Genomic DNA, 1,845 nt, shown 5'->3' with positions numbered 1-1,845 from the left:
TCTAAAACTAACAACCCGATCACCAAACCGACAACGACAACGACCAGGACAGCGTACCCGGGATCTCGGTCACCACATCAGTTCTCCGGCGCGGTTCCCACGGCCGCCAACGCCGCCGCCCAGGCTCCGAACGATACAAATCTTTACAGATAAAGCCCCACAATCATCTAGCATTGGACGGTTATGGCAGCCCGGCCGAACCGGGCCCGGGGCTGCCAACCGCAACCCAACCGATGAAGACCCCCGCATGAGCCCCTGCGCGTGCCGCCCCTGACGGCAGACCACCAACCCGGAGCGACCCCGCCCCCGCGCCTGCTCTATGTCACCGGCCTCCCGCGCGCCGGCTCCACCCTGCTGTGCCAGTTGCTCGGGCTGCACCCCGCCATCCACAGCACCGGGCACTCCTCCCCGCTGTGCCAGATCCTCACCCAACTGCGCCACCAGTGGAGCGACAACGAGTTCCTGCTGGCCCAGCTCGACGGCGACTTCGAGCGCGCCTACGCCCGCCTCACGCGCGCCTGGGCCGGCTTCGTCGCCGGCTGGGCGGCCGAGACCGAGCGCCCCTGGGTGGTGGACAAGCACCGCGGCTGGCTCGCGCAGATCGAGACCGTCCAGTCGTTCGACCCCGAGTTCCGGATGCTGGTGTGCGTGCGCGAGCTGGGCCAAATCCTGGGCTCCATCGAGGCGCAGCACGCCCGCACCCGCCTGCTCGACTTCCCCGACCACCTGGCGCACCTCTCGCCCTATGCCCGCGCCGACCGGCTGCTCGCCGCCGACGGGCTGATCGGCGCCCCGCTCAAGGCGATCGAGGCGCTCCAGGACTGCCCGGACGACTGGCAGCGGCGGCTCTATTACGTGGTCTTCGAGCACCTGGTGGCCGCGCCGGTGGCCGCGCTGGCGGACCTGCACCGCTGGCTCGGGCTCGCCCCCACTCCGTTGGACCCCGCCGACCTGCCGGTGTACCCGCACGAGAGCGACAGCCACTATCGCTGCAAGTACCCACACCGCACCTTCCCCCGCATCCAGCCGCCGGCCCCCCACCCGGTACCGACGCGCATCGCGGCCGACCTGCAACGCCACTTCAACGACTACTACCAGACCTTCTACCCCGGTCTGGCGGACGCACCACAGGAACACCCCGGATGAACAGCCACCCCTCGACCCCCAACCGGCTGGCATTGGCCATCGCACTCGCACTGAGCGGCCCGGCGGCCCGGGCGGCCGTCGACTGCGTGGTCACCGTCGCCAACGACAACGGCACCGGCGGCACCGCCAACACGCTCAGTTGGGCCATCGCGACCGCCAACAACGGCGGCGCCACGATCTATGCGAACGGCCACCCGGGCGGCGGCTGCACCAACGACACCATCACGCTCCAGACCAACGTGACCCTGACCGGGGTGATGACGCGCCTGATCGATTCCAACCTCACCCTGCAGAGCGACGCCACCACCCGCACCATCAGCGGCGGCAGCACCTACCGCCCGCTGTTCGTCAAGTCGGGCATCGTGGTGATCAAGAATCTCAACCTCAGCAACGGCAAGGCGCAGGGTGGGGATGGCCGGTGGGGTGGCGCCGGGGCGGGCCTGGGCGGTGCGCTGTTCGTCTATAACGGCACGGTCAGGGTCGAGAATGTGAGCTTTTCCGGCAATAACGCCACCGGAGGCAAAGGATCTGGCGGGCTAGGCACCTATGGTGGCGCCGGCATGTTCGGCAAGAGCAACTCGGGCGGGGGCGGGCTCTTCGCTGCCGCCACGGGCAAGCCTGGCGGCTATGGCGGTACCGGCCTCTACGGGGGATCGGGCGGCAGCAACGGCCAGAGGAACGGCGGCTTCGGCGGCGGCG

1 protein-coding gene and 1 pseudogene are annotated in these 1,845 nt (G+C 69.3%); both read left to right on the top strand.

What is annotated here, in order from left to right; all coding sequences use genetic code 11:
- Positions 1 to 261: 261 nt before the first annotated feature.
- Entirely contained in the window at positions 262 to 1,146 is an 885-nt protein-coding gene (locus QZY48_RS29965) for a sulfotransferase (protein ID WP_295437511.1), read from the top strand.
- Positions 1,143 to 1,845: pseudogene (locus tag QZY48_RS29960) on the top strand (hypothetical protein); the annotation flags it as partial. The gene QZY48_RS29965 and the pseudogene QZY48_RS29960, both read left to right, overlap by 4 nt.

The sequence above is a fragment of the uncultured Thiodictyon sp. genome, from assembly GCF_903828115.1.
GTDB lineage: Bacteria > Pseudomonadota > Gammaproteobacteria > Chromatiales > Chromatiaceae > Thiodictyon.
This window is presented reverse-complemented; position numbering and strand designations above follow the sequence as displayed.